General features: G+C 71.6%; 2 protein-coding genes. Both read left to right on the top strand.

Translation table 11 applies throughout. The features are described from left to right. Positions 1–3,513 (top strand): amino acid adenylation domain-containing protein (locus tag ACFY4A_RS41940; RefSeq protein ID WP_390834579.1); only part of this gene is annotated, 3,513 nt, incomplete at its 5' end. Then, on the top strand, positions 3,513–8,428 hold a 4,916-nt coding region (locus ACFY4A_RS41935), incomplete at its 3' end, for an amino acid adenylation domain-containing protein (protein ID WP_390834578.1). The genes ACFY4A_RS41940 and ACFY4A_RS41935, both read left to right, overlap by 1 nt.

Below are 8,428 nucleotides of genomic sequence, written 5' to 3'. Positions count from 1 at the left end.
GCCGCCTTCGCGCAGGTCCTCGGAGTGGAGGAGGTCGGCGTCCACGACGACTTCTTCGCCCTGGGCGGACACTCACTCCTCGCCGTACGACTGGTGGAGCGGCTTCGGGCGGACGGTGTGGCGGTCTCGGTGCGGGCGCTGTTCGAAACGCCCACCGTCGCGGAACTGGCCGTGGCCTCCGCCTCGGAGCAGGCGCCCGTACCTGCGAACGTCATCCCCGCCGACGCCGTGGAGATCACCCCGGAGATGCTGCCGCTGGTCGAGCTGTCGGCCGAAGAGATCGAGCGGGTTGTTGCGGCGGTCGAGGGTGGTGCGGCCAATGTCGCGGACGTGTACCCCCTCGCTCCGCTGCAGGAGGGGATGCTCTTCCACCACCTGCTGGCCGCCTCCGGCGGCGAGGACGCGTACGTCACCCCGACAGTGGTGGAGTTCGACACCCGTGCCCGGCTTGACGGCTTCCTCGACGCGCTGCAGCACGTGGTGGACCGGCACGACATCTACCGCACCGGCGTGGTGTGGGAGGGACTGAGCGAGCCGGTGCAGGTCGTGTGGCGCCGGGCCGTACTGCCCGTACAAGAGGTGGTGCTGAACCCGGACGGGGACGACCCGGTGCGCGAGCTGGTGGCGCTCGGTGGTTCGTCCATGGACATCGGGCGCGCTCCGCTGCTGGACGTACAGGTGGCCCGGTCGCCGGCCGGCGGTCGCTGGCTGGCCCTGGTGCGGGCGCACCACGTGGTGCAGGACCACATGGGCATGGAAGTGGTCCTGGAAGAGGTCGAGGCCTTCCTCGCGGGCAGGGGTGACGAACTCGCCGAGCCGCTGCCGTTCCGTGATGTCGTGGCCCGGGCGGGCGCCGGGGTCCGGAGGTCCGAGCACGAGCGGTTCTTCACCGAGCTGCTCGGCGACGTCACCGAACCGACCGCGCCGTTCGGCCTCGTGGACGCGCGTCGGGACGGCACGGACACGGCACGCGCCGACTCGTACGTCGTGGACCGGGTGGCCGGCCGGCTGCGGGAGGTCTCGCGGCGGCTGGGCGCCAGCCCCGCGACCGTGCTGCACGTGGCCTGGGCCCGGGTGCTCGCGGCGGTCAGTGGCCGGGACGACGTCGTGTTCGGCACGGTGCTGTTCGGGCGCATGAGCGCGGGCGCCGGCGCGGAGCACGTCGGCCCGTTCATCAACACGCTCCCGGCCCGGCTGCGGGTGGCCGGGACCGGCGTGCTGGCCGCGGTGGCCGGCATGCGCGCACAGCTGGCGGGGCTCCTCGAACACGAGCACGCTCCGCTGGCCCTGGCGCAGAAGGCGAGCGGGGTTCCAGGGGACGTACCGCTGTTCACCTCGATCTTCAACTACCGCCACAACACGGCCGGTCACTCCGAGGAGCCCGTCGACGCGGGCGAGGACGACGGTACGGGCGACGAAGGTACGGACGGCGACGGGATACGGACCGTCTACACACGGTCGCGCACCAACTATCCGTTCGCCGTCGCGGTCGACGACGACGGGCACCGGCTCGCGCTGAGCGTCGACGCGGTCGCCCCGGTGGACCCGGCGACCGTGGTCGCCCTGCTCCACACGGCACTCGGAAACCTGGTGACCGCGCTGGAGGATGCGCTCGACGAAGGCGACGACGTGCCGCTGAGCACGGTCGACGTGCTGGGTGAGGACGAGCGGCGCCGGGTGCTGGCCGAGTGGAACGACACGGCCGCCCAGGTGCCGGACGCCTCGCTGGTGGAACAGTTCGAGGGCTGGGCGGCGCGCACGCCGGATGCCGTGGCGGTGCGGTGCGGTGCCGAAGCCGTGACGTACGCGGAGCTGGAGGCGCGGGCGAACCGACTGGCCCGGTATCTTGCCGGGCTGGGCGTGGGACGCGAGAGCCGGGTGGGCCTGTGTCTGCCGCGGGGTGTCGACATGGTGGTGTCGATCCTGGCGGTGTGGAAGGCGGGCGGCGCGTATGTGCCGCTGGACCCGGAGTACCCGGCGGAGCGGCTCGCCTACATGGTGCTGGACAGCGGCGCGGCCGTCGTCCTCGGGTCGGCGCAGACACGTGTGGGGCTGCCGGGGGACGTGGTCCACATGTCCCTCGACGAACTCCGGGACCTGGTGTCGCGGGAGTCCGCCGAGCGGCTGGGCACGGCCGTCACCCCGGACCAACTGGCGTATGTCATCTACACGTCGGGTTCCACGGGCCGCCCGAAGGGCGTGGCGGTCGCTCACCGCGGTGTGGTGAACCTCGCCGAGGTCATGCGGCCGGTCCTGGGAGCCGCCGAGGGCGTCGTGACGCTGCAGTTCGCGTCGTTCAGCTTCGACGCGGCCGTCCTCGACGTGGCCGTCACCCTGGCGGCCGGCGGAACGCTGGCGGTGGCGACGAGCGCGGAGCGCGCGGAGCCCGGTGCGCTGGCCGAGATGATCCGTTCGGCCGGGGTGGACGTCGCCAGTGTGGTGCCGTCGCTGCTGGGTGTGCTGGAGCCCGCGTCCGTGCCGGGTGTGCGCAACTGGGTGCTGGGCGCCGAGCGGTTGAACGCGGACCTCGCGAGCCGGTGGACCGGCAGGGCCAAGGTCTGGAACACCTACGGCCCCACCGAGGCGACGGTCATCACCACGGCCGATCCGGTCGACCCGGCCATCGCACCGGAGGACCAGCCGCCGGCGATCGGCCGTCCGATCGGCAACGCCGAGGTCTACGTCCTGGACGGATTCCTCCGGCCCGTCCCCGTGGGCGCCACCGGTGAGCTGTACATGGCCGGGCCCGGCCTGGCCCGCGGTTATGTCGGCCGGCCCGACCTCACCGCGGAGCGTTTCGTGGCGTCCCCGTTCGTCCCGGGCGGGCGGATGTACCGCTCGGGTGACCTGGCCCGCTGGACACCGGACGGACAGCTCCTGTTCGCCGGCCGTGCGGACGAACAGGTCAAGATCCGCGGCTTCCGGGTGGAGCCGGGCGAGGTCGAAGCGGTCGTCGCCGCCCATGAGGGCGTCGCCCAGGCCGCGGTGATCGTCCGCGAGGACCGCCCGGGGGACAGACGCCTGTGCGGCTACGTCGTCCCGGCCGCGACAGGCGTCGACACGGCCGCACTCCGCGACTTCGCAGGGGCCCGGCTCCCCGGGTACATGGTCCCGGCCGCGTTCGTCGTCCTCGACGCGCTGCCGCTGACCGTGAACGGAAAGCTGGACCGCAAGGCACTGCCCGCCCCCGACTACACGGCGGCCCCGGGCAGAGAACCGGCCACCGCACAGGAGAAGGCCCTGTGCACCGCCTTCGCGGAAGTCCTCGGCCTGGAGCACGTCGGCGTCGATGACGACTTCTTCCGGATGGGCGGAAACTCCCTGCTCGCGATACGGCTGATGAGCCGTGTCCGCACGCTGCTGGGCGTCGAGGTCGAGATGAGGGCGCTGTTCGAGGCGCGGACGGTCGAGAAGCTCGCTCTGAAGGTCGCACACCAGGTCGTCGAGCAAGTCGCAAACCAGACATCAGCTAGGCCGGTGCTGCGGCCGATGCGCAGGCAGGAGGAGTCCTGATGCTTCCGTTGTCGTTCGCCCAGCGCCGGCTGTGGTTCATCGAGCAGCTCGAGGGCCCCAGCGCCACGTACAACATCCCGGTCGCACTGCGCCTGTCCGGGGGCGTGAACCGTTCGGCGCTCGCCGAGGCCCTGCGAGACGTGATCGGCCGGCACGAGGCGCTGCGCACCGTCATCCCCGTCGCGGACGGCGAGCCGTACCAGCGCATCCTCGGCCTCGACGAACTGAACTGGGAACTGCAGGTGGTCGACCTGCCCACCACCGCCACCCGCACCGATGTGCAGGACGCGGTCGCCGAGGCGGCGGGACACGTCTTCGACCTCGCCGCGGAAGCACCGATCCGGGCCTGGCTCTTCGCCGCCGGACAGGACGAGCACGTGCTGGCGGTCGTCGTCCATCACATCGCGGGCGACGGCTGGTCCATGCGGCCGCTGGCCCGGGACATCTCGTCCGCCTACGCGGCGCGGTGCGAGGGACGGGCCCCCGACTGGGAGCCGCTGCCGGTGCAGTACGCCGACTACACGCTCTGGCAGCGTGAGCTGCTCGGCGACGCCCGCGACCCGGACAGTGTCTTCTCCCGCCAGGTCGGTCACTGGCGCGAGGCCCTGGCCGGCGTGCCGGAGGAACTGCGGCTGCCGTACGACCGAACGCGTCCGGCCGTGGTCAGCCGTCGTGGGCACAGCGTCCCGCTGGTGGTACCGGCCGAGGTGCACGCCCGGCTCGAAGAGCTGGCGCAGGCCGAAGGCGTGACCCTGTTCATGGTGATGCAGGCCGCCTTCGCGATGCTGCTGTCGCGCCTCGGCGCGGGCACGGACATCCCGATCGGTTCGGCGGTGGCCGGGCGCACCGAGGAGGCCCTGGACGACCTTGTCGGGTTCTTCGTCAACACCGTGGTGATGCGGACCGACCTGTCGGGCGATCCGACGTTCCGCCAGGCGATCGCGCGGGTGCGGGACTTCGCGCTGTCGGCGTTTGCCCACCAGGACGTGCCGTTCGAGCGCCTGGTGGAGGAACTGGCCCCCGCTCGGTCGCTGTCCAGGCATCCCCTGTTCCAGGTGATGCTCACCGTGCAGAACACCGGCGAGGTGGCGGTGGACCTGCCGGGAGCAAGCAGCGGAGGCCTGCCGACGGGCGACCGGTGGGCGAAGTTCGACCTGGATCTGAGCGTGTCGGAGTCCTACGACGCGCAGGGCCGCCCCGCGGGCCTCCGGGGCGGCCTGATCGCCGCGGCCGACCTCTTCGACGCGGACACGGCGGAGCGGATCGCCGAACGGTTGACGCGGCTCCTGGCATTACTCGCGGCCGACCCCGACCTTCGGCTCGGCGGGGTGGACGTGCTGAGTCGCGAGGAGCGGCAGCGGGTGCTGGTGGAGTGGAACGACACGGCGGTGGAGATGCCGGCCGTGTCGGTGGTGGAGCTGTTCGAGGGGTGGGCGGAGCGCACGCCGGATGCCGTGGCGGTGCGGTGCGGTGCCGATGCCGTGTCGTACGGGGAGCTGGATGCGCGGGCGAATCGTCTGGCGCGGTATCTGGTGGGTCGGGGTGTGGGCCCGGAGTCGGTGGTGGGGCTGTGTCTGCCGCGGGGTGTGGACCTGGTCGCGGCGCTCTTGGGGGTGTGGAAGGCCGGGGCGGGTTATGTGCCGGTGGATCCGGAGTATCCGGCGGAGCGGATCTCCTTCGTACTGGGTGACTGCGGTGCCTCGTTGTTGCTGACCACGCAGGAGATCCGGGAGGGGCTCCGCTCGGGTCAGGTGACCGAGGAGAGGACTGAGAGGACTGAGTGGGCTTGGGACGGAACTCCGGTGCGGATGGTGGCACTGGACGATCCGCAGGTGGCAGAGCAGTTGGTGTCTCTGGAGGGTGTGCGGCCCGGGGTGCCGGTGGTGGGGGACGGGCTGGCGTATGTGATCTATACGTCGGGGTCGACGGGGCGGCCCAAGGGCGTGGCCGTGTCGCAGGCGGGGCTGGCGAACTACGTGGTGTGGGCGGCGGAGGCGTACGGGGCGGGGTCGGGCAGCGGTCGGGGTGGCGCGGTGCTGCATTCGTCGCTGGCGTTCGACCTGACGGTGACGAGTGTGCTACTGCCGCTGGTGTCGGGGTCGAGCGTGGTGGTGAGCCCCGAGGGCGGTGCCGAGGGGCTGGCGGATGCGGTGCGGGAGAGCACTGGTTTCGAGCTGTTGAAGGTGGTGCCGGCGCATCTCCCGCTGTTGGGGGAGCTTTTGTCGGCGCAGGAGATGGCGGGGGCTGCAGGGCGGTTGGTGGTGGGCGGTGAGGCGCTGACCGGTGACGCGGTGCGCGGCTGGCTGGAGCGGGTGCCCCGGTCGGCGCTGGTCAACGAGTACGGGCCGACGGAGACGGTGGTGGGCTGCTGTGTCTTCGAGGTGCGTGCGGGTGACGCGGTGGGGGAGTTGGTGCCGATCGGTCGCCCGGTGGCCAATACCCGGTTGTACGTGCTGGACGAGAGCCTGTCGCCGGTGCCGGTGGGCGTCGCGGGCGAGTTGTACATCGCCGGTGCGCAGGTGGCGCGGGGGTATGTGCGGCGAGCCGGTCTGACGGCTGAGCGGTTCGTGGCCTGTCCCTTCGCGGACGGGTCCGGTGGGCGTATGTACCGGACCGGGGACCGGGTGCGGTGGAGCGCGTCCGGTGAGCTGGAGTATCTGGGCCGGGCGGACGACCAGGTGAAGATCCGTGGTTTCCGGATCGAGCCGGGTGAGGTCCAGGCGGTCGTGGCCTCGCATCCGCTGGTGGGTCAGGCGGCGGTGATCGCCCGGGAGGACGTGCCGGGAGACCGGCGGCTGGTCGCCTATGTCGTGCCCGCGGACACGGAAGCGGACGCGGACTCCGACGGGAGCGGCGACACCCCGCGTCTTGCCCGGAGGGTGAGGGAGTTCGCCGCGAGCCGGCTGCCGGACTACATGGTGCCCTCGGCCGTGGTCGTCCTGGACGCGCTGCCGTTGACCGTGAACGGGAAGGTGGACCGCAAGGCACTGCCCGCCCCCGAACACGCGGGCGCGACCGGCCGGGAACCGGCCACTGTGCAGGAGGAACTCCTGTGCGGAGTCTTCGCGCAGGTCCTCGGCCTGGAGAGTGTCGGGGTCGACGACGACTTCTTCGCCCTCGGCGGCCACTCACTGCTCGCCCTGCGGGTGGTCAGCCGGATCCGCTCGGTGCTCGGCGCCGAGATCGAGATACGCACGCTGTTCGAGACCCCCACAGTGGCGGGCCTGGCCACACGCCTGGCCGACGCGGCAAGCGCCCGGCCGGCGCTGACGGCGGCCGGGGAGCGTCCGGAGCGGGTGCCGCTGTCGTTCGCACAGCAACGCCTGTGGTTCATGGGACAGTTGGAGGGGCCGAGCGCGACGTACAACATTCCTGTCGCCGTGCGTCTGGCCGGCGATGTGGACCGGGACGCACTGGGTGCGGCGCTGCGGGACGTCATGGGGCGGCACGAGGTGCTGCGCACGGTGTTCGCCGTCGCGGACGGAGAGCCGTACCAGCGTGTTGTGGGTCTTCAGGAGCTGGAGTGGGAGCTCCAGGTCGTGGACGTGGCGCCGGAGGAGCTGGCCGGTGCGGTCGCCGCGGCACAGACGTACGCCTTCGACCTCTCGGCCGAAGTCCCGTTCAAGGCTTGGCTCTTCGATGCGGGGGAAGGTGGAAGAGTCCTCGTCGTCGTGACGCATCACATCGCCGGGGACGGCTGGTCCATGGGGCCGCTGGCCCGGGACGTGTCGGCGGCGTACGAGGCGCGGTGTGCGGGCCGGGCACCGGAGTGGCAGCCGCTGGCGGTGCAGTACGCGGACTATGCGCTGTGGCAGCGCGGCCTGCTGGGTGAGGAGAGCGACCCGGAGAGTGTGATATCCCGTCAGGTGAACTACTGGCGGGCCGCGCTGGCGGGTGCTCCGGAGGAACTGGAGCTGCCCTACGACCGGCCCCGTCCGGCCGTGGCCAGCCATCGTGGACACAGTGTGCCGGTGCGGATTCCGGCTGAGGTGCATGCGCGGTTGGTGGAGGTCGCGCGGGCCGAGGGTGTGACGGTGTTCATGGTGGTGCAGGCCGCGCTGGCGGTGCTGCTGTCCAGGTTGGGTGCGGGCACCGACATTCCGGTCGGTTCGGCGGTGGCGGGGCGTACGGACGAGGCGCTGGACGACCTGGTCGGCTTCTTCGTCAACACGCTGGTGCTGCGGACGGACCTGTCGGGTGATCCGACGTTCCGTGAGCTGCTGGGTCGGGTGCGGGAGAGCGGCCTGTCGGCGTTCGCGCACCAGGATGTGCCGTTCGAGCGGCTGGTGGAGGAGCTGGCCCCGACGCGCTCGCTGGCCCGGCACCCGCTGTTCCAGGTCATGCTCACCCTCCAGAACACCGACAGGGCCGTACTCGACCTGGCCGACCTTGCGCACGAGCGAGTTGAGGCGGGTCCGGCGGCGGCGAAGTTCGACCTGGACGTGATGGTCGACGAAGCCTTCGACGACGGTGCGCCGGCGGGCATTCGGGGTCTGGTGATCGCGGCGGCGGATCTGTTCGACGCGGGTACGGCTGAGGAGTTGGCGGCGCGGTGGGTGGGGGCGCTGGAGGCGCTTGTTGCCGATCCGTCGGTGCGGGTCTCGGCGCTGGATGTGCTGAGTGAGGTCGAGCGGCGTCGGGTGTTGGTGGAGTGGAACGACACGGCTGCTGAGGTGCCGGATGTGTCGTTGGTGGGGTTGTTCGGGGCGCAGGTGGCGCGGACGCCGGATGCGGTGGCGGTGGTCGCGGACGGGGTTGAGGTGTCGTACGCGCAACTCGACGCGCGGGCGAATCGGTTGGCCCGGTTGCTGATCGGCCGGGGTGTGGGGCCGGAGTCGGTGGTGGGGGTCGCGTTGGAGCGCGGTGTGGATCTGGTGGTGGCGTTGTGGGGTGTGTTGAAGGCGGGGGCTGCGTA

The sequence above is a fragment of the Streptomyces sp. NPDC001292 genome, assembly GCF_042896465.1.
In the GTDB taxonomy this organism is placed as follows: domain Bacteria; phylum Actinomycetota; class Actinomycetes; order Streptomycetales; family Streptomycetaceae; genus Streptomyces.
Note: the sequence above shows the minus strand (reverse complement) of the source record. Positions and strands in the feature narration are given on the sequence as shown.